At 46.0% G+C, this 20,292-nt stretch carries 17 protein-coding genes; 7 read left to right on the forward strand and 10 right to left on the reverse strand.

The features are described from left to right. Positions 1–21 precede the first annotated feature (21 nt). The 3 genes from B9N89_RS09600 to B9N89_RS09610 all read right to left on the reverse strand — a co-directional run bounded on the left by B9N89_RS09600 (position 22) and on the right by B9N89_RS09610 (position 3,675). Positions 22–1,389, reverse strand: coding sequence for an FAD-binding oxidoreductase (locus B9N89_RS09600; RefSeq protein ID WP_132318036.1), 1,368 nt, complete (start codon positions 1,387–1,389; stop codon positions 22–24). Next, positions 1,386–2,636 carry a CCA tRNA nucleotidyltransferase gene (locus B9N89_RS09605; RefSeq protein WP_132318034.1) on the reverse strand — a complete coding sequence of 417 codons (1,251 nt, stop codon included), beginning with the start codon at positions 2,634–2,636 and terminating at the stop codon, positions 1,386–1,388. Before B9N89_RS09605 ends, B9N89_RS09600 begins: the two co-directional genes overlap by 4 nt. A 595-nt stretch (positions 2,637–3,231) precedes the next feature. Further along, positions 3,232–3,675: a DNA-binding transcriptional response regulator gene (locus tag B9N89_RS09610; protein WP_132318032.1), complete on the reverse strand. Its 444-nt coding sequence runs from the start codon at positions 3,673–3,675 to the stop codon at positions 3,232–3,234. 466 nt (positions 3,676–4,141) lie between these two features. Here B9N89_RS09610 and B9N89_RS09615 point away from each other — a divergent pair, with 466 nt between their 5' ends. Beyond that, a complete protein-coding gene (locus B9N89_RS09615; protein ID WP_159455269.1) occupies positions 4,142–4,597 on the forward strand; it encodes a response regulator in 456 nt (151 codons plus the stop codon). 46 nt (positions 4,598–4,643) lie between these two features. Here the strand turns inward: B9N89_RS09615 and B9N89_RS09620 are convergent, their stop codons facing one another. After that, complete coding sequence (locus B9N89_RS09620; RefSeq protein WP_132318028.1) at positions 4,644–5,060, reverse strand: response regulator; 417 nt, start codon at positions 5,058–5,060, stop codon at positions 4,644–4,646. 377 nt (positions 5,061–5,437) lie between these two features. On the opposite strand from B9N89_RS09620, the gene B9N89_RS09625 reads away from it, so the two are divergent. The 4 genes from B9N89_RS09625 (at position 5,438) to B9N89_RS09640 (ending at position 12,331) form a co-directional block, all read left to right on the forward strand. Continuing rightward, positions 5,438–6,682, forward strand: a complete 1,245-nt coding sequence (locus tag B9N89_RS09625) for a TolC family protein (protein WP_132318026.1) — start codon at positions 5,438–5,440, stop codon at positions 6,680–6,682. Next, on the forward strand, positions 6,679–9,762 hold the full coding sequence (locus B9N89_RS09630; protein WP_132318024.1) for an efflux RND transporter permease subunit: 3,084 nt from the start codon (positions 6,679–6,681) through the stop codon (positions 9,760–9,762). Before B9N89_RS09625 ends, B9N89_RS09630 begins: the two co-directional genes overlap by 4 nt. 294 nt (positions 9,763–10,056) lie before the next feature. Next, a complete protein-coding gene (locus tag B9N89_RS09635; RefSeq protein WP_132318022.1) occupies positions 10,057–11,184 on the forward strand; it encodes a PilZ domain-containing protein in 1,128 nt (375 codons plus the stop codon). Positions 11,185–11,200: 16 nt separating this feature from the next. Continuing rightward, a complete protein-coding gene (locus B9N89_RS09640) occupies positions 11,201–12,331 on the forward strand; it encodes a hypothetical protein (RefSeq protein WP_132318020.1) in 1,131 nt (376 codons plus the stop codon). Positions 12,332–12,369: 38 nt separating this feature from the next. Here B9N89_RS09640 and B9N89_RS09645 read toward each other — a convergent pair whose 3' ends face one another. Beyond that, positions 12,370–13,704, reverse strand: coding sequence for an adenylate/guanylate cyclase domain-containing protein (locus tag B9N89_RS09645; RefSeq protein ID WP_132318018.1), 1,335 nt, complete (start codon positions 13,702–13,704; stop codon positions 12,370–12,372). A gap of 194 nt (positions 13,705–13,898) precedes the next feature. Here B9N89_RS09645 and B9N89_RS31310 point away from each other — a divergent pair, with 194 nt between their 5' ends. Then, complete coding sequence (locus tag B9N89_RS31310; protein ID WP_159455270.1) at positions 13,899–14,045, forward strand: hypothetical protein; 147 nt, start codon at positions 13,899–13,901, stop codon at positions 14,043–14,045. A 123-nt stretch (positions 14,046–14,168) separates the two neighbouring features. Here B9N89_RS31310 and B9N89_RS09650 read toward each other — a convergent pair whose 3' ends face one another. From B9N89_RS09650 to B9N89_RS09660, 3 genes are all read right to left on the reverse strand, one after another. After that, the gene (locus tag B9N89_RS09650) at positions 14,169–15,662 is read right to left on the reverse strand and encodes a pectate lyase family protein (RefSeq protein ID WP_159455271.1); all 1,494 of its coding nucleotides are present in this window, start codon (positions 15,660–15,662) and stop codon (positions 14,169–14,171) included. Between the two features lie 511 nt (positions 15,663–16,173). Further along, on the reverse strand, positions 16,174–16,554 hold the full coding sequence (locus B9N89_RS09655) for a DUF2237 family protein (RefSeq protein ID WP_132318014.1): 381 nt from the start codon (positions 16,552–16,554) through the stop codon (positions 16,174–16,176). 100 nt (positions 16,555–16,654) lie between these two features. Then, positions 16,655–17,209, reverse strand: coding sequence for a hypothetical protein (locus B9N89_RS09660; RefSeq protein WP_132318012.1), 555 nt, complete (start codon positions 17,207–17,209; stop codon positions 16,655–16,657). Between the two features lie 460 nt (positions 17,210–17,669). On the opposite strand from B9N89_RS09660, the gene B9N89_RS32150 reads away from it, so the two are divergent. Beyond that, entirely contained in the window at positions 17,670–17,801 is a 132-nt protein-coding gene (locus B9N89_RS32150) for a hypothetical protein (RefSeq protein ID WP_268808719.1), read from the forward strand. Between the two features lie 15 nt (positions 17,802–17,816). On the opposite strand, the gene B9N89_RS09665 is transcribed toward B9N89_RS32150, so the two are convergent. Both B9N89_RS09665 and B9N89_RS09670 read right to left on the reverse strand, forming a co-directional pair. Next, the gene (locus B9N89_RS09665; protein ID WP_132318010.1) at positions 17,817–18,044 is read right to left on the reverse strand and encodes a hypothetical protein; all 228 of its coding nucleotides are present in this window, start codon (positions 18,042–18,044) and stop codon (positions 17,817–17,819) included. A gap of 115 nt (positions 18,045–18,159) precedes the next feature. After that, entirely contained in the window at positions 18,160–20,289 is a 2,130-nt protein-coding gene (locus B9N89_RS09670; RefSeq protein ID WP_159455272.1) for a molybdopterin-dependent oxidoreductase, read from the reverse strand. Positions 20,290–20,292 lie beyond the last annotated feature (3 nt).

A 20,292-nucleotide genomic window follows, 5' to 3' on the forward strand; every position in this document is an offset into this window, starting at 1 on the left:
TGGGCAGATTAAGCAATAAATTTAGAGAAGTTTGCCAGGATTTAAAATGCCTGTGGGATCAAGCATAGCCTTCAGGTCGAGACTAAGTTTCTGGTGGAGGGGGCTTTGAAACATCTTTAGGTCTTGGCGCTTTAATAAGCCAATCCCATGCTCAGCACTGATGCTGCCTTTCAGCTCCCGAACTCTCTGGAAAATCTTGTTCTTTATCGGAAGCGCGAGCTGGACCAACTCTGGAAAGGATGTAGTTTTGGGGCTTACATAATTGATGTGAAGGTTGCCATCGCCGATATGTCCGAATAACAAGATATCAAACTGGTTTTGTGACTTGGAAAGGGATTCAATCTGTTCGATGAAGTTACTTAGATCTTGAATCGGAACGGAGAGGTCATTTTTATAGACAGTGCCAGAAGTTTGTAGAGCTTCTGGGATCAGCTCCCGATAAGCCCAAAATTGCTGTTGCTGCTTCTGAGATTGAGCGATCACCCCGTCCACGACGAGCTTCATATCGAATAAGCTGTTGAGCCATGGGGTCTCGTTAAGGTTTGAAGATTCCCATTCGAAGAGCAGGTAGTAAGGGTACTCTTCGTTAAAAGGGCTTTGTTTCTGGTGCTGCTGAAGAACTTTGGTGAGACAGGATTGAGTGAAAAATTCAAGGCCTAGCGCCCGCTCTCGGGATCGAAATATGGCAGTGATGAGAGGGTTCAGTTGCTTAACGTCCTCGAATGCAAAAAGTGCCACCTGGCTAGGTTTGGGAGCTGTAAGCAACTGCATGGTCGCCCTTGTAATGACTCCCAACGTGCCTTCGGTGCCGATAAAACATTGCTTAAGATCAAATCCTGTATTGTCCTTGCGGAGCTTGGAGTCTAAATCTAAGATCTGTCCATCTGCGAGCACCACTTCCAAGCCTAGAACATGCTGGCGGGTACCTCCATACGCTACAAAACGAACACCGCCCGCATTGGTGGCAATGTTGCCGCCGAGCTGACAGCTACCTGCCGAGCCGAGATGGATCGGGTATTTAAGCCCTTGCTCCGCAGCAGCTTGTTCAAGATTGGCAAGCACAGCACCAGCCTGAGCTGTGATCGTTCTTGAAACAGGGTCGAGGTCAAGAATCTGGTTCATTTTCTCTAAGCTTAGAACTAGCTCCCCTTGGCTAGCAACCGCGCCACCGGCAAGGCCGGTGCGACCGCCGCTTGGCACAATTGGAATGTTGTGGCTATGGCAGTGCTTCAGTATCCTACTGACTTCGTCGGTAGTCTTAGGAAACACCACAATCCCAGCCTGACCAGGGATTGAGGTCCAATCTTCACCATAAACAAGGCAACTTTCAGCATCATGACGGATCTGGTCTTCTTTTAGAAACTGGCGAAGCTCATCGTAATTGATCATTCGGATATGTCCTGAATATGTTCTTCTAACCAGGCTAAGCCTTCATCGCGGGTATGCCAAGACTCGTTGCGAAAGCTTTCAATCAGCCGGTCCTTGACAGCTCCCAAGCGAGGGCCTGGAACAATATTAAATTTTACCATGATGTCTTTGGTATCGATGGGTAGTGGCGCTTTGCGAAGGTAGCGCTTGGTTTCTTCGGTAATGCGGGCCTTGTTGATGATTGATCGATGTTCTGGATACAGGCAGCTCCATGCCGGTAGTAAACCATCCAGAAAGAAGTCTTCTACCATGTCCTCGCACTGATCTGCTAATGCCATAAAGTTCGCTTGAGTGGCTGGAACTTGGGCAACAGCCTGACCCCAAATGTTGCAGGCTTCCAGCATGCGATGCTGTTTGCGACTGAGCTTCAGCTTATGACACAGTGCTTCCAGCTGTCTCGGATCGGTAACTTGCCTCAAGAGTACGCTAAGCCTGACAACCGCACGAAACTCAATCTTGACCTTGGCACTGGCTGCAATTTCTTCTCTGCTTAAGGGTTGCGCGTCAGGCATAATCATGACCATGATCTGGCTTGAAAAGAGCTGGCTTAGCGGCTGTTCAATATCGCCTGCTTCAAGGAGGCCAATCAGTTCTTGGGTAATTCGTTCCTGGCTGATTTGTGCAAGTCCTGCGGCGAGTTCCTCCACTGCTTGGAGAGTTTGCTTATTTGGTGAGCAGTTATAGCGAGCCCAGAAGCGAAATAAGCGTAGAATCCTGAGGAAGTCTTCGCGAATCCGTTGGCGCGCATCCCCGACAAAGTGCAGTTCTTTTTTTGAAAGATGCTCTTGCCCTTGGAAGTAGTCAAATACTTGGCCATGGCGATCTTCGAACATGGCGTTCATCGTGAAGTCGCGACGTAGAGCGTCCTCCTCAAATGAGTTTCCGAAAACGACCTGAGCATGTCTGCCATCAGTGCTGACATCCTTGCGGAGGGTTGTGACTTCGTATGCGCCAAACTTAGCGACCACGGTGACCGTTCCATGATCAATTCCAGTGGGAACGACTTTCATGTTTTTTTGTCTAAATATTGTGCAGACCTCATCTGGCTTCGCCGTGCACGCGAGATCATAGTCTTTCGGAATGCGACCCAGAATACGATCGCGAACGCAGCCTCCGGCAAATCTGGCTTCGAAGCCATGTTGCTCTAAGGTTTCTAGAATTGTGCAAGCTTCACGATACAATCGATCACTTTTCAACTGACTTTCCACTTCCTGTCCTTTTTTGCTTAATAATTAGGCATCATCTGGCTACTGCTACAGCGAGCGTCGATTCAATACAATTCATAATAGAATAACAGATTTTTGAATTCTTTCGAGGCTAGGAAGGAACTGCCAGCCTTTGTGCATATATATTCGTCACATTACGCAAAATAGCCTTTTTGTATTTAGCAACAGTAGCAATATTGTTGCTGCTGAATACATAAAACAATAAAACAGCAATACTGCTGCTGTTGCTAAATTAAATATGGCACGAAACAACCGTTTCCGACTATATTTTGGCCAAAAAGATCGATTTAGGTGATCATTAAACAGGTGTTTTTTGTCGATTTTTGAATACTGATTAAACCTAATAATTACGGGTACTTATGCCAATATTAGGGGTTTAGTGATCACCCGAAAGCCTTGATTAGCGGGGGTTTTAGAGGGTGTGATCAAGCCATATTGATCTTGGAGAGTTTGTGCCTAAAAAATAAACAGAAAAACTAAGCCGCTCGGACAGACAGAAAAAAAGCGGAAAGCCATCAAGCTCTCCGTCAGAAGCTACTGGTTATAAAAACATCACAAAAACGAAGCTCAAAAAAGTCTAGGACATAATTGGATCTGGATTCACAAATTCTAATTGTCGAAGAGATTGAAATAAAATCGTATCAGGCTGTTCCCATTTACTCAGATAACCTTGGATGGAATCGATAGAAGGCTCCAAGGAACTACAGCCCATCAAATTTGCAAAGCTCGAACTGATAACGATAACAGGAATATTATATTTTTTGGCTGCCTCCTGCGTAATACTTAAGCAGTTTGACTCCCTAAGATTAAAATCCACCAGTGCAAAATCGTAGTCATGCTGGTCAAGCTTGCGAAAAAAGCCGTCGGCGCGGGTTGCAAAGTCGCAGTCTGCATGAGCTTGAACTTGTTTTTTAAACAACACGCAATAAAGCTTGTCGTCGTCTAGAAGAATAATCTTTGGTCTACGATTCTGATTCGTATCTGTTTGATACATTGTTGTGATAGTTTGATTGGTTTCCATAACTGTTTCCTCCTATGTGCAAGCCTGTAGTCGCACATTTGTCCAAAGACTTTGATAGAGAAGGCATAATATGGCCAATTACGCGAGCTTATACCCACCTCATATGGGTAAGGCTTATCAGTGACAAGCTACCTTGCAACCACATTTCGTGACTTGGCCAATCATTTCAGGGAATCAGCTTTAGAGATTGCTGTCTGGTAAGGTTTCACAAAGTAGTTCATTTGGATTATTTGCAAAACCCGATTTTATCGATTCTTCCGAAGATAAATTTCGATAGACCATTGATGTCTAGTAGATAGCAACGCAACTAAGGCTAAATTCCTCCAAGCCTTCTGAGGTCGGTGATTTGGAGGGTGGTAATAAACCCGTAAAACTTTGGCTATAAATAATTACTTGCGTATATTTTCCCGGTCGGGGCTACTGGCTGTCGATGTCTTTAGTGGAAGACGAATTATGGAGGATATATATGAAACTCGATAACATTAAAACAGCTCTTAAAAACCTTACTAGCGAGCCAATGAAGGTGAAACCAAAGGAAGATATGAAAAAAGCCATCCTCTTAGACGACGATAGTATCTTCTGCAAACTTCTTAAAAAGGACGTTGAAGACAAAGGTAATCTGCAACTAGAGACAACTTGCAGCGTGGAAACCTTCTTATCCATGGTAAAGCTCAATAATTACGATGTCTGCCTGATTGATTATGACCTCTACGAAACGACTGGTGTGGATGTCATCCATCGTATGAGAGAGTTCTCCAATATCCCTGCACTACTGATCAGCTCTAGCCAATCAGTGATTCGAGTGGATGGCAGCGAGTCCCACTTCGATGATTTTCTCAGTAAATGGTCAGATCCAGAAGAGATCGTGGAGCACTCCTTGGAGTTGTGCCGAGAAAATGGTGACGCTATCGCAGTTTCCTAAAAATCTCTATTTATCGCACCGTCTAATATATGCTCTGAGTCAGTTACTAACTCGCCTTCAAGTTGGGCAGCAGTGAAAGCATGACTTTATGCACAAGTTTCTTGTGGTCAATCGGCTTTTCAAGCCAGAACACTTGAGACCAAGTTTCGACATCGTATCGTGACGAATGATAGGGAGTATCAGAGCTAATGATAAGGCAGGGTGTAGCCTGATTTGGGCCGTTGTGGTCGCGAATAGCAGAAACCAAATGAAGTCCATCAAACCGAGGCATATTCATATCCACTGTGATCAAGTCGTAGTCTTCTTCTTGAGCTTTGTTGAGAGCTTCCAAGCCATCAGCTGCTTGATCCACAACTAATTCTAATTGGTAATCGCTGAGAGCCCCGTCTTCTAAAATAAAGGCAATCAAATCACGGACATCGTCGTCATCCTCGACAACCATGACACGAAAACTCTTCTTCATATCGCCTCCTTTAATGCCCCTTGTTCCTCACTTTGAATATCGGTTAGCTGCAGGAAAAGATAAAAACTTCTTGAAGACTCATAAGTCAGAGCATTTTCGTTAGGATGCCTCAATTGGTGGCTAGGTAGGGGCCAGTTTAAAATGTATAGATTTTACTGGTTATTTTTTGGACTTTTCAGGGTAAAAGTGCGGCTGCCATGTAGAGACGCGCCCTAGATCCGAAAAGCTGAAACCATGAAAATCTGATATTCTATGGGCTGGCTGAACGTCCCCTGAGCAATGACTGAGGTTCGAGAAATCAAAGTAGGATCAGGTATTTTCGGCCAACTCTGGTCTTTAATCGCTCTATTCTCACGCTACTTGACGAAGGTGCTGCTGTGATCGTTTCAAAATTGCAGAGAATTTATCTGCTCTTTGTCCTGTTCTTAACTTTAATTGGACCCATCCCTGCCTACGGCCTTCAGATTGAAGAAGCTTACCGGGCTGCTCTCAAGTTTCGAGCCGAGATTCTTAATGCTGACTTAAACATTCGCCAAGCAGACTTGGAAAAAAGTTTGCTGCGAGTTGAATACTATCCCCAAATTAGCATCAATTCAGATGCGGGAATTGGGGGCGACTTTGATGACGGTGAGCCCACAGACCAGCACCGAACCTCTATAGGCTTAACACAACCACTGTATCGAGGCGGCCTACTTTCTGCCGGCTTCGATTTGGCTGATAGCGTCGTAGAGTCGGCCAAGTTACAGCGCCAGCTGGCTGCGATTGAACTCTACCAGAATGTAGCTCAGCTTTTCTTTACTGTTCTTAGCTTCGAAAGCGAAGTGGACCATCTCAAGTCTCAACAAGATGCGTTAGAAAAACGGATTCGAGTGATTAAAACTCGCACAGAAATTGGTCGAAGTAAGGCCACGGACCTGATCGCTGCCCAAGCCCAGCTCGCCCGAGTACAAGCGCAGCTTTCTGAAAATCAAGGGCGATTGGCAGCAGCCCAGCTTCAATTAGCCAGTTTGATGGGTCAACGTACCAGGCCCGAATCCCTATATTACCGCTATCGCGCGGAAGCCATCCCGAAAGCCTGGAGCAAACGCGTCATGAGCCAGCCACGAGTGGCGGCGCTTGAGAAAGCCCTCGAAGAAGCCAGGCTCGAAGAAGATGTTTTACGTTCAAGGTTCTGGCCTCAGGTCGATGCCAGTCTACAAGTTAGCCCGCTTAAATCCGAAAGCTCCTCTTATAACGATTGGGATGTAGGAATCTCAGCCACGTGGCTGCTCTATGATGGTGGTGTCCGGTCGGCACAAATGGCAAGCCAATCGATCGAAGCACAGAAGCTCCAGCATCAGCTAGAAAATGCCAAGCTTGCTGTTCAAAACGAATTCCAAGAGCTCTCAGATCAAATTAGAGCTGTTAGGATTGAGGTGAAAAACCTCAAGAAAGCAGTGAGGCTTGCAAAGCAGAACTACGACCTCCATCAGAAAGAATATGATGCTGGCTTAGTTTCAATCCTTGACGTTCTCCGAGTCTTTGACGACTACCTAATTCTACAGAGAAGCCTGAGTACCCGCCAATATTCCGAAGCGCTCTTGTTTCATCAACTCAAAGCTAAGGTAGGAGTCTTGCCATGACACTTTCGAGTATCAGTATTAAAAGGCCGGTATTTGCCTGGGTTTTGATGTTTGGTCTGATATTTTTCGGAACGCTTTCGTTTTTCCAGATGGGTATTAATGAAAATCCGGACGTAGATTATCCGACGGTTAGAATTAGCTACGCCTATGAGGGAGCCACACCAGCTGTGGTAGAAAAGGACATCATTGAAACGGTCGAGAGCTATCTCGTTAGTATTCAAGGAATTCGAAATATTAGCTCCACGGCTCAACGGGGAGTTGCCAACATCGACATTGAATTCGAGCTCAGTCGGGACATCGACTTTGCCTTGCAGGAGGTGCAAACGGTTCTAGGTCGTGCCCAGCGTGGATTGCCAGACAACCTAGAGTCGCCGGTGGTTACCAAGTCTAATGCAGCTGATGAGCCCATCCTTTACGCTTCGCTGTTCTCGGAATCTCTGAGTCAACGGGATCTGATGATCCTCTTTAGAGACCGGGTACGGGATCGCTTGAGCACCGTGGAGGGAGTCGCAGAGATTCGAGCTTTTGGCTATCATGAGCCCATCCTAAGGATTGACTTAGATGCCGAGAAGTTGCGCAAATACCAGCTGACTGCACAGGATATCATCGACTCCATTCTTCGAGAGCATAGTGAGCTTCCTGCAGGTAAGTTTGAATTCAAGGAAGATGAGTTTCTAATCCGCATCATGGGCGAAGCCAATCAAGTGGATGAGTTTCGCAATATGATTATATCTCGCCGCGGCGGCCAACCAAACTTCGCGCGCCTTCACCTCAAAGACGTTGCCGACGTATACGAAGGTATCGAAAACCTAAGGCGTCTATCACGGATCAATGGCAAGAACGCGATGGGTATGGCGATCCAAAGGCAGAGCGGTGTCAACGCTGTCGATTTGTCTGATAAGGTGATGGCGAGAATTGCTGAGATTAATCAAGAGCTTCAGCCTGAAGCTGGTATGATGGTGAACTTTGATCGCACTCAGTTCGTGCGCGAAAGTGTGGATGAGCTAGTTTATACCCTGATTCTGTCTGCGGTTCTTACATCGCTGGTGTGTTGGATATTTTTAGGCTCTTGGTCCGCGACGAGTAATATCTTGTTCGCCATCCCCACATCGATCATTGGCACCTTCACAATTATCCATTTTCTGGGATTTACCCTCAACACGTTCTCGCTCTTGGGCTTAGCCTTGGCCATTGGGGTGGTCGTTGACGATGCCATCATCATGCTTGAGAATATTAGCCGCTATATGCAGATGGGCTACGATCGCGTGCAAGCTGCCTTCAAGGGTAGCCGGGAAATTACCTTCGCTGTGATAGCCACAAGCCTGGCTCTGATTGCGATATTTATTCCCATCACATTCATGGATGGTATCGAGGGGCGATTTTTTTGGGAGTTTGCTGTCACTATCTCGGTGGCTGTTGCCTTATCCTCTCTAGAGGCCTTGACACTCGCGCCGATGCGATGCTCCCAGTTTCTAAGGGTTGGCGGCAAGCGGATGCTCCTTGGTCGTATGTTTGAATCATTTCTCGACAGCTTAACCGCGCTCTACGAGAAAACATTAAAAACCGCACTGAGGTTTCGATGGCTCGTCTTAGTCGGTTCCATAGCAATTGTTAGTGGCGCGTTTCTTTCCGTTCGATCCTTACCAACTGAGTTTGCACCTGCCCAAGATCGGAGTGTGATTTTTACCATCTTTCTTGCACCCGATGGTCGATCTATGGAATACACGAGCGAGAAAGTTGCTCAATTCGAGAAAATAGCCTTGGCCCACCCGGATGTCGATCGAACCTTCGTTGCGATTGGTGGCTTCGGTCAAGGTGGCCAAGGCAACCGTGGGAATGGCGTTATCATCTTAAAGCCTAGCAAAGATCGAAAAAAGAGCATTTCTGAGGTTAGTGACGAGCTTCGCAAATCCGCAGAGCAAGAGATCAAAGGTATGAATGTCATCCTAAGGGATCGCTTTGGAAGCGCCTTAGGTGGTAGGCGGGGTAGCCCCATTGAGTTTACGATCAATGGTCCCAATCCAGCCACCCAAAAGGAACTCTATTTTAAGATGCAAGATGAGATGGAAGCCTCGGGCTTGATGGTGGGTATCCGCTCCAATGATGTTCGTGAGCTCCCTGAAGTGAGAATTGTCCCCAATAGAGAAAAGGCACTTGAACGCGGTGTTGAAATCTCTGAAATTTCGAGGATTGTCAATGCCACTCTTGGTGGGACAACAGTCGCCCAGTATACCGAGGGCTCGCGACGCTTCGATATTTTCCTCCAGCTCAAGGAATCTGATCGCCAGGGAATCGAGGATCTGAAACCACTTCTAGTGCGCAACAACCGGGGGGAATTGATCCCCTTATCATCTGTAGTCGACGTTAAAAATGTCAACGGCCCCGAAAGTATTTTTAGGGAAGATCGCGTACGGGGCATTCGTGTCGATAGTTCTTTGGCGAAAGGGGCTACCCAAGGAAATGCAATCAAAGAGGTGCGAGCCATCGCAGAAAAAATCCTCCCTGAAGACTACTACATCCGCTTTTCGGATACACCCGATGACAAGCTATTCAGTATCGCTATCATCATGGGTCTCGGATTGATTATTGCCTATATGGTACTTGCCAGTCAGTTCAATTCGTTTACCGATCCATTTATCGTCTATCTTGCGGTTCCATTTGGCTTGATCGGCTCGATCGCGGCGCTGTTTCTAGGTGGTCAGACCCTGAATATTTACAGCGTTATTGGTATGCTTTTGACCATGGGAATTGTGATGAAAAACTCGATTCTTCTGGTTGAATTCACCAATCAACTTAGAGATGAAGGCGCTGACCTGGAAGAAGCGCTTGTTAAAGCCTGTCCCATTCGGCTACGGCCCATACTTATGACAACCACGGCCACCTTAGCTGCGGCCTTGCCAGCAGCGATGGCCTTTGGTCCTGGCAATGAAACCAGAATTCCTATGGCTCTGACTGTTATTGGGGGGACGAGCTTATCTACAGTTTTTACGCTTTTTGTGGTTCCCTGTGTCTTTCGTCTGATTAACCCCAAGCGTCGCAAGCCTTTTGAGGAGGAACCAGATCGCCCTGTGGCTGCTTAGGAGGGTAATCGTGACAGAAACATTACAGCGATGATCGCTGATGATGGTTTTGGGGTATCTAGCTTAAAATCCTGACTTAATGCAAGAATCCTCAGATTCTTGCATTACCATAAAACCATTCAGTATATTTAGTCCCATCAGATTATTCGGATGTTCAAAAATCACAAAGGTGTGATGATTCTGCCTCAAAATCCTTTTTGATTTTAGCCTGGAACATTGTAAGTGATAGAGGCTCGTGATCCCTCCGACAAGTCCATGACCAAAAGGTATTTTTTGTAGACGGAGGTTGTGAAAATGGGTCGTGCTCGTCCAGTAGGCGTAGTAGTTCAAAACAGAAAGCATAGTCGTTGGGAGTGTGATGCTAATTTCCTTCCAACAGGTGCTAGCAAGCTACCCAATAAAGTCGAAGACAAAGTATATTTTAGAGTTCATGAAGTTTCCAAAAGTGGGTTAACATTGCTTACTAGCCTGCGAAACGAAGAGGCCTTGCAACCTGGAATGAGGCTAGAGCTTCACCTCAACATTCCCACTGTCTCCAATTTTAATTTGATTATTGAGGTTATTCACACCCGATCGATTCAGATTGATAATCGAGATCAGCTAAATGTTGGAGTAAAAATCCTAAATAGCAGCAAGCGTCTCGAAAGGTCAATTGCTCAGTATCTTGTCCAATTTTCATCTGATGCAACATTAAAGGCATTGAAGGAAGAAAAGTTGATACCAAAGTCAATTGCTGAAGCGGTAAACTACACCACTGTAAAGAGTGAGGGCGATTATCAAGAGGTCCTAAATGTGCGATGGCAAGCCTATAAGTCGGCTAACAAAGTTGATGTAGGTGATCCAAACTCAATGAGATGCAAATATGATAAGTGGGACCGGATCATTATAGCTAAGCACCAGGGCAAGGTTGTGTCGTCATGTCTTCTGATATTTCCTGGACCGGGAGATCAGCTTGAGATCGAAGAGGACATGAATCGTAGTCTTGATGATTTCATTCCAGATAGAACTAAGATTTGTGAATTTACAAGGCTTTCGGCGTTACCAGATTACAGAGGAAGTGACCTACTTCACGGAATGTTTAGAGAGGTAGCCAGAACTTGTCTGGCAGAAGGCCGAGATATTACTTTCGGTAGCGCAGATGAAAGAATGGCCAAGGTCTACGAAGGAATTGGCTACCGAAAGACTGGAATTGAATTTTATATGGAGCGATACAAAGGTATCAAACACTACTCTATGATCGGAAATATTCGGGAAAGTGTTCTCTCTGGTAAAAAGGTGAAAGCTCACTACTGGCCTTTCTTATGGAAGCCTCTAGCAAAATACCTAGATCGAAACCATAGATCTGAGATCAGTTTTTCCAACAGGCTTCATCTTTGGGTCTATAAAGCTATTATGCCAATTTTAAAACGCCTACGATCGTAATTGAGGGAGTGAAAAATTGTCGCAGAGTACTCTACAGTTGTTGAACTCGACCCTTCAAACGATGTTTCAAGCCTATGACATCGGCGATTTTAGAAGGCAGATTGAGTCCACTTTCAAGTTGATGAAGCTTAGGAAAAACGATGGGAAGTGGTTCAAGGATGATCTGGCGTTTCTGGACCACTGTCTTCTTCGTGATGAAAGTGATACTTATAGACTCAAAAAATACGTAGAACAGATCTTAAAAGCGAATCGAAAAAATCCTTTCCTCATGGGCTTCCTTAAAGAGATCGAAGGCAAGAACTTTGGAACTATTGATAGAAAGTTAGCAGTTGAGGGGCCGCAGGTACTCTTTGAGGCGCTGGTCTATAGCTGGATCCTGGAACATATGACCCAAGTTTTAGTTGATAAGCCCGATTTGCTGAGTCTCCTTCACAGTCATTGGGTGATTGAACGAAGCAAAGTAAACTCACTTCCAAAGGGGATAAGGCTGTTTTTCAAGATTAAGCTGGTGAGCGTTGAAGGGCCAATTAAAAGAATCATCAATTTTCATAGAACCGGAAAAGTAAGACCAAGTTTTTTGAGAGTTATGCTTCCTTTAAACATCTATGAAGCATCCTTCACTGACTTGGTTCAAGGAAAACCTCACAATGCTTTTGCTGGGTTGATTCTAGCTATTTTTAGGCCTGGAAAAAGCCTTTTAGGTTTTGGAAGCGAGGTTGCAAGCTGGTCGGAAGATCGTAAACGAGTAGAAATCTCTTATCCTGGGCAGCTAGCTTGGAATGACCTCTATCAGGTTTGGAATATGGCGTTCATCACTCGCTATAGCTATTACCCATTAATCATTCAAAAGCTTTTGCAGCCTAGCCTTTCAGAGCATTTCAAAAACCCCAAATACTATGTGTATCACAGAACCCTGTCACTATATGTTCATCTACACTTCGGCTTTTTCAACTATCTAAACAACGAGCAGAAGGGCTTAGAAAACTGGAATTGGCTTGATGAAAGTTTCACAAAGTCTTGGGGGAAAGCGAATATGAAGTATTCTCTCCAGTACTTTCAGCATGTACTTGGCTTGAAAAAAGGTTCGCTTAGTCATTCTGAAGGCTCGAAAGCTAGTCTAGATCATTCTGTGCCAAAAAAACGCTGAGAGTGTCAGTCATGTATGAGAATCTTGATATTGCCAGCTTACGATATAATTCTCAGGTTTTGAGGCAGAGAGTCTAGCAGCTGGTAGTAAAGGCACTTAACATCTTGATGGTCACGTACCTTAAATTTTTCTAGGGCATACTCCTTTAAATTCTGCTGCACCTCTTCTTCCAGGCATTCCCATACCGTAGTTTCTATAATGATAACATGAGTGTTCGACACACTGAGGTGCTTTAGCAGTGGTTTCCTAGTGGACTCATATCGAGTTGCTTTAATAATCCCAGCTCCGTATAGATCGTAGGTTTTCAATCCAGAGGTTGGAAAATCTCCAACGACGCTACCAATACCAATTCCAATCGAGCAGTAAGCCTCCTGATCATCAAGAAACTCAACCGAACAACGATTGACGACCTCCACAAAGCGAAGCGCAAGCTCATAAGCCACCTGCTCTTTTTTACCTTCGCAGTGAAATGGAAAACCAACCGCACACAAAAAACCGTCTCCCATTTCCTTGATCATATATGCGTTTGCAGAAAGCGTATCAGGATCGTAGTTTTCCATCATAATTGTATGGCAGTCATGAATTACGGACTCAAAGAACTCGTGATTCTTGATGTGCCCAATGGCGGTCGATCCTTGAATGTCGAAGCTAATGATGCAACTTTCAGCACTCCCCCGAGGCATGGTCGCTTCGAGACTTTCCTTCTTTTGCATGAGGTAAAGCTGATGGGGATAGACCAGCTTTTTCATCTGCTCATAGGCATGGTTGCGAGAACTATCAGACATCGATACCAGATAAAATTTTCCTTTAAAGGCAAGGATTAGTATCTGATTGACGAAAAAGCCTAGTGAGATGGATGTCAGGGCAGACATAGACACCTGTTGAAAGAGCGAGCCGTCAAAGTAGATGGGGACGTAAGCCAAAATCAGTGACAGGCCGATACAACGAATGGTGGCAGTAAAGTGACGGTGATCAAATGCAGTCGCCCAAAGTATGGTGAAGACACCACCTATAGAAGTGGACTGAAGGAGATTCGCGTTGTAGATCCCGTAGTAGACACAAATTCCTACAAACTCTAGAACACCTGCAGTCATCGCTGCTTCGAAAACGGTGACTGCTGGGATGCCTGATCTTACAAGCCGGGTATAGAAAGCTAGGATCGCACATGAGGGAACATGGGCAAAGATCATCAACGTCTGCCCAGTTTTATTGACGATTAAAACTGAAATGAGGGTCATGATACAGATCAGGCACGTTGGAAGCTTCCAGTGACCGAAAGCGGCTTCGAAGGCGCTATTTACCTCGCCGTAATAATCTTCCTGATGCTCTGCTGCATGGCGATTGATGCTCCTGATGATGTCGCTGGACTTCATAAGCCAATGAACTCTTTTTAATGACCAAGATAGATAATCGGATTCCTTTAATCCTTTCGGTCGTTCCACTCAATTTATGAAAAAACGAAAAAAGAAGACCCTCGTCCTTGAAAAGTTTTAAGGAGGAATTATATTGATGGTGGTTTCTATAAGCTTCTATTTTTGTTTGACTTATTCGAAAAGGAGGAGATGTTATGCTACACAAGGCAGACATGAACTGGCTCGAAGAGTTACGCAAGAATCTTGCGTGTTATCAGCCAAAACCTGATGGCATTGCCGGCATTCGAAAGTTTTCGGCCTGGCAACCCAATGGCTCACAAGAAACCAAGAAGGAGGTTTGATGCGACGATTGGACCAATAGCTAAGATTCCACAGCACTCACCTCGTGGGCCAAGGGCAAAGCTTGGCCTTCATTCTCTAGATGTCACGACCAACGGAGGCCTCGTGTAGGCCTCCTCCCTTAGTCATTGGCAGCTTTCCTCGTGCCATTTGTTGACACCAGCACAAGCCAATACCTTTGCCTTAACAAGCTCAACAGGATCGAGTTTGTAGTCGTAAGGAACAACGAGTTCCGTAGTCGATTCTCCATCAGGGCCTGCGACCATGTCTCCCCCTGATGGCTTAGACCATGAAATATCCTCAAATCTGTTGCCTTCCAAGTCCCAAAACCCAATGTCTTTGCTATAGAACGAGACAATGGGATTGGAAACCGCCTCGAAGTGATTCCCTTCAATAAGCAACTGGGCTCCCATTCGTGAGTTGATGGCAGAGCCTTGAATATCGTGATAGTAATTATTAAAAATATGGCCAATGCCAAAGCGAAACAATGGGGCTCGCGAGTTCAGAGATTCGAAGCGGTTGTGATGAAACGTGATCCGTCGTGGTTGATCATCGCTGTCTGAATAACCGTGAAGCGAAGCCTTCCAGCTATCATGGAAGTAGTTGTGAGAGATTGTGATATACTGGGCATCACGCTTCGTGTCGAGAAGGCCATCATAGTAATCCTTGTCAACCTCTAAGGATCCAAATAGCTCGTTGTGGTCGATCCAAATGTGGTGAGTTCTCCCATCATTGCTACCAGCAATGCTAATGGCATCCTTGTCTCCAGTATCGACCAATCCAATTTTGAGATTTCGAATGATGATATTGTGAGAGCGAACAATCGTGATGCCGATGCCATCGAACACACCTCGATCATCAACACCAAGGACAGTGACAGAGTTCATATCTTTGATAGAAATCTTGTCTCCCCGGCTATTCTCTGGGGTGATTGTGCCATCGATCAAAATGGTAATGGGAGCCCCAAGCTTCTTGGCAGCATCAAGCTCATCCTGGAGCTGCTCACCTGTTTGCACCGTTACCGTTGGTCCGCCGTCGCCTCCTTGAGTGCCACTGCCCATTGCAGCAAAACCTATAGGTTCATCCCTGGGATTTTGCTCCTGAGGCTCTAGCCTCCAATGCTGATTGCCAGAACCGACCTCTGGCCAGGTAGAGACCAAAGAACCCTCTCCACGTTCTTTTCTGTAAACTTCTAAAAGTTCGTTTGTCACCACAGACCGTATCTTAAAGTAAGGAGCTTCAGATTCGATTTGCCACATTTGCTCGACACCTGAGGAGATCTCTCCCCAACTTAGAATTCCCTCAAGCTCTGCGGCATCTGGTGAGACAGTGAGCGCCTGACGCGCCGTAGAATCCAGGATGAGGTAGGCATCGCCGAGGCGTTTCAGGTTGAATACCTGCCCTGCGGAATGGCTTTCTTTCTCCTGCGTTAATAAGCTCGTTTCCTGGCGATCATCGTTGGTCAAAGTTAGACCACTCAAACGATTTATGAGCTTGAATGGTCCGTCACCAGGCAACTGAGCCTGGTCCTCTGAAACCGACAGCTTGCTTTGCCCACCGGTGCAGGCCTGCATCGCAATGTTAATAAAAATAAGTGCTATTAAATAGTTAAATCGCATCAACTCCATCCTTTCACATTTCCATACCAAGATACGCACTGCTTCAAACACCAACTAAAGGACTAGCTGAATCAGCTAGATTGTGTATAATTGACATACATTGGCCGGCTGGTCAAGTATTCCCTGTCCCATTTCTGATGGATTCTCCGATAATTTCGAAGCGCTGATTCCATGATTCCTAGTTAGCACTGTATTTATCGATAGATAGCTTCCATCGGCGCCTTTCATGGGATAAGCCCAGGCTCATTAATTTTGTTTGGTATGGGAAACATTCAGGTTTCTATTTAGTCTCTTTGCTAGGGAGTGCTGTAAAGACCTACTTTCAAAGCCTTGGGGAAGATATAACAATTCAGCCCCAAGGAGATGACTTCATCGAAGACGAGAATGGACATGTCCGCTTCCAGTTTCGAATTTTCAATCCCACGTGAACATTCGTCGAGAGCAACAGAGCGAGCTTCTTAGCAAATCGTTTTTGTCAATAACTCTATTAATCTATTGCAACAGGTTATGGTTAGCCTCTAGCAGTTGATGGCTGGATCTTGCAGCTTTCTAGATCTTCGATCGAGACCAGCTCTAAAGCTGATAGATGAGTTGCCTCCATATTTACCAGGGGAGCGCAACCCGCCTCATAGGCTTGTTTCCAACGCTCAAGGCAGACACACCAATGATCACCCGGCTTGAGTCCTGGAAACCCAAAATCAGGCATCGGAGTCGATAAATCGTTGCCTACGTATTTAGAGAAGGCAAGAAAGTCTTCCGTCATCTCGCAGCACACCACGTGGCGACCTTTGTCATTGTCATCTGTGGCGCAACTGCCATCACGGAACCAGCCTGTTTTTGGCTCGCAACTGCATTCCTGTAGAACTTTGCGATAGATATTCATCTGTGTCATGTGATCCTCCTTTTTCGAGAAAATAACATGATGGCGATGAAGCGAAAAGAAAAAGGAGTGGGCTTGTGCCACACTCCTATTTGATCACGAAGAATTTTTGTTAGTTGAGGATAGCGTCGATCAGGTCTTGAACAGCTGCGATAATACCCGCAACATCGGCGTCCATCGCTGCATCGATGATGTCTTGAATCGCATCCATGATCCCTGCAACATCCACGAGTCCAGCAGCATCAGGCTTCAAGTCATCAGAGAACTTAGCCAAGCGATTCGCAGCCCCCATAACGCGAAACACATTGCCAGATTCTGATGCATCAATCAGGTCCATCACAAGCTTTTCACCTTCTTCCGCTTGCGCTGCGCTCATTGAGTTCCCAGTGATTCCTTGGGATTCGAAAAACATTTGTGAAACAGTTTGAGACATTTCAACCGTCTCAGTTTCTGCCATAGGCACAGCAATCGGTGCTGAGGTGATTTGTGAATTGATTTGCTCTTCTGTAAAGTAATCAGCCTCGGGCTCTTGGGCACGCACGGGGCTAAGCTCGACATCTGCTTCAGCTGATGCGCTGTCGCTCGTGGTGCGCTGCGGCTGGTTTGGTAAATTTCCTTGGCAAGCTGCTAATGCTAGAGTTGTCAGTCCGATGAGTACTACTTTCATTTCAATCCCCTGAGTTGCGTCGCGAGAGCCTTGCAGACCCCTAGTAAGACCCTCTGTGTCCTTGTATGCCTGGAGACGAAGCAAGTTTGGTTCCAATACCTCAAAAATGTTGATCTTTTGCACCTTTACTCAATAATAACAGCGATATATTAAGGCAGTTGAAGTCTCATTTTTTTGAAGAAGCTGTCCAAATATCTGCCATATCGCCACTGGCACTAGTGATTATCTATATGATTTCTTTGAGTTAGGCTGATAAGGACTAAGCTTTTTAACTAGAAGCCTTAGTGGCTTGGTATTCCTCTATTGATCTGGAGTCTTAGAGCTGTTTGAGAAGAATATATTGAGTGTTTTTAAGTAAATGCATGAAGTAGCCGAAAGGAAGGACACGGAATCCATGATAATATATGCTAGCCCTTGCAGAACTTGCATGAAACGGCCTATTGAATTCGGAAAGAGGGATATGAAGAAGCAGAAACATTGCTGTGAATCTGATTGCGTTGGTTGTGAAATCTTTGCTGCCAAGAAAGAAAAGTTGAAGAAGGCTCAGAAAGCCTCTCAGTCATCATCGGAAGATATTTTGTGGAATCGTTAATCTGATTGCAACGGGTTATGGTAGTTTGGTCGTGTCCATTGATTCCCATTGGGAATCGATATCGGTGTTGGGCTCGTAACCAGCCTTTTGAATTTTCCCGTCTGCATCCTCTATTTCGAGTTCGTCTGGATTGACATCAGTTAGTGAATCAGCACTCGAATGAAACGCAGACCTGCTTGAAAATAGTAGGACAGCTATCATGAGCCAGGGGAGATAGGGAATTATTTTTTTTACTTTTTTCATGATAATCTCCAAAGCTTGGTCCTAAGCTTTATCAGCAAAGGGCATACCACTTCGGGTTTCTTACGTGGGCCTTTCATTTTGAGGGATTGCGAGCCTCTTAAGGCCCGCTAGCTGTCTATGGTTGCGACAGTTCAAGAGCACTCACATGCACCCTTTGGCCATTGAGTATGGCGTTACCAGATACAGGTTCGACTTCCTGATCGCTCAAGATCTGGTTTATATTCGCGCCTCCCATGGCGATGGCCTGTTTGAGCTTCGATCGACCTTCCTGATGGCCCCAGCCATGAGGCATGCTGACAACCCCTTTCATGATTTTGTCGGTAAGGCGGACAGGCGCTTCGATCGATCCCACAGCCCCTGAGACTCTAACGGTTTGGCCGTTACTAAGACCCAAAGCAGCTCCATCATCTTCATTGACTAAAACGTGGAAATCTCTCTTTTTAAGATGCAGGCTTTGGCAGTTATGCATCCAAGAGTTGTTGCTGCGCAGGTTCCGTCGCCCAATCAGTTGGAAACCATCAGCAGTAGGGTTTGGCTCTTTCTGAAGTTGGGCTTTCACTTGACTAAACTGCTTGATTAGCACTTCAGGCGCCAGATCCAGCTTCTTATCAGGTGTTCTGAGTTTGTCCGGTAGCTGCGGCGTCAGGGCACCAAGGTCAATGCCATGTGGATTCTCGCGAAGCCGTTTCAAAGTTAGTTTATGGGGACCGCGACGAAGCATCCCATCAAGAATCCTTTCGGGTCCAAGCCAAATCATCCCTTGAGCTATCGCACCAATCTTAAAATTCTGAAACTTTGAGCCATGATCAAGGCGTTTCCACAGTTCAAGAATGATATCGAAGTCTTCTTTACCCTGCTTTTTGAAGGTGGCTTCGGAAAACCTTGCAGTGTTGCGGATTGCTAAGGCGTTAAATACAAGATCGTAGTGACTTCTTTCAAGTGGCGAGCAGGGAGGAAGGATATAATCGGCGTGAGCAGAACTCTCGGTGATGTAGTAGTCAATAGCGACGAACAAATCGAGCTTGTCCAGGGCTGATCGCATCTGCTCACCGTTTGGTGTTGATAAGGCGGGATTACCTGCAATCGATATAAGCCCTTTAATCTGCCCCTCACCAGAAGTCAGGATTTCCTCTGCCAAGGCTGCCACAGGAAACTCTCCTTCAAAACTAGGTAAACCACGGACCCTGGTTTTTCTTCGAGCAAATTTCTTATGGTGAGCACCCCGAGAGATATAGTTTAGAATATCAATGGCAGGATCAGTAAACATAACCCCACCGGCACTATCAAGATTGCCAGTGAGAAAGTTGATCACATTGATCAACCATTGGCAGAGGGAACCATGCTCTTGGGTGGAGACCCCCATCCGACCATAGCAAATGGCACCTTCGTAGAAATGCAGGTCATGGATAATGCGATCGACAATCTCGGGAGACATTCCGGTACGAGCCTCGAAGTGAGGGTCTTCATAGTCGCCAAATGCGTCCATCAGAATATCGAGCCCTTTGATATGGGGAGCTTGCTTATGAGTTGTTGATGTTAGCAGGCCTTTGACTATCGCTGCCAGCAGGTAGATATCCTTGCCTGGTTTTATAAAATGATGCTCTGTAGCTTGCGATGCGGTTTCCGTGTAGCGAGGGTCGATCACGGTAACTTTGCCACCGCGCTTTTGAATTTGCTTGAGTTTCGATGACAGACCAGCAGCGGTAAGTAAACTTCCGTTCGACACCACTGGATTTGCTCCAATAATCAACATGTAGTTGGCCCGATCCACATCAGCTATGGGCAGCATGAGAGAGTGACCAAACATTAAATGAGCTATCAGCATGTGAGGTAGTTGGTCCACGGAAGTGGCCGAATAACGGTGGGGGGATTTTAAAGCCCTGAGTAGCATAGGTAAAGCCAGCATCGCCCCTAAGTTATGAACGTTGGGGTTGCCTGTGTAGGTCGCTATGCTAGCCTTACCGTGCTGGCTTTGGAGCTTAACAATGCGCTCAGCTACCTCGTCGAGAGCTTGTTCCCATGGAATCTCTTGAAAGCCTTGGGCAGTCTTCTTTAGGGGCTTTCGCAGGCGATCAGGGTCCTGGTATAAATCCTTAAGCCCCTGGGATTTTGGGCAGTAGGCCCCTTTGCTGAAAACATCGTCTGGGTCGGCTTTGATAGACTTGATGTCTTGGCCCGATAGCTCAAGTTCGAGCCCGCAGGTCGCTTCACATAGGTTGCACACGCGTGTTTTACTGGTAAGCACCGT

It is taken from the genome of Pseudobacteriovorax antillogorgiicola (assembly GCF_900177345.1).
GTDB lineage: Bacteria > Bdellovibrionota_B > Oligoflexia > Oligoflexales > Oligoflexaceae > Pseudobacteriovorax > Pseudobacteriovorax antillogorgiicola.